Below are 569 nucleotides of genomic sequence, written 5' to 3'. Positions count from 1 at the left end.
CTCTGGAAGCACATGATCAGTAATATCCGATATCATTTCGTGGGAAACAGAAAAACCATAGATCTCTTCAATCGTTGTAGAAATATCCCGTTGTGACATCCCACGTGCATACATGGAAATCACCTTATTTTCAATGGCGGACACGTCTTTTTTGCGCTTTGGTATCAATTGAGGATCAAAGGAGCCATCCCGATCACGCGGCACCTTAACGTCCACTTCTCCAGCGCTTGTCTTTAAGGTTTTCTTGCCATAACCATTACGCCTGTTGTCTGTTTCCTTTTCATTTTTGTCATTGGATTCATAGCCCAGATGGTTATCCATTTCACCTTTTAACATGGCCTCAAACATGGGACCGAATATATCTTTCAGTGCATTCTGCATATCTTCAACAGTTTTTGGTTGGTAGTTTTCTAGGATCTGATTCGCTAATTCAACCGATTTCTCTTCTCGTTTAGATTTAGCCATTAGAATTACCTCCCATTCATTTATTTTATTCTACCAATAAAAAAACTTAACCGCGAAGCAAGAGCCGTACGCTCTCTCACTTACACGGTTAAGTTTACACTCCC

At 40.6% G+C, this 569-nt stretch carries 1 protein-coding gene; it reads right to left on the bottom strand.

Translation table 11 applies throughout. The annotated features are described in order from the left end of the window. Positions 1 to 465, bottom strand: a 465-nt coding sequence (locus tag H9631_RS22205; RefSeq protein WP_191816632.1) for a transposase, incomplete at its 3' end; no start/stop codon positions are given. Positions 466 to 569: the final 104 nt, after the last annotated feature.

This window comes from Bacillus norwichensis, assembly GCF_014836955.1.
GTDB lineage: Bacteria > Bacillota > Bacilli > Bacillales > Bacillaceae_C > Siminovitchia > Siminovitchia norwichensis.
Note: the sequence above shows the minus strand (reverse complement) of the source record. Positions and strands in the feature narration are given on the sequence as shown.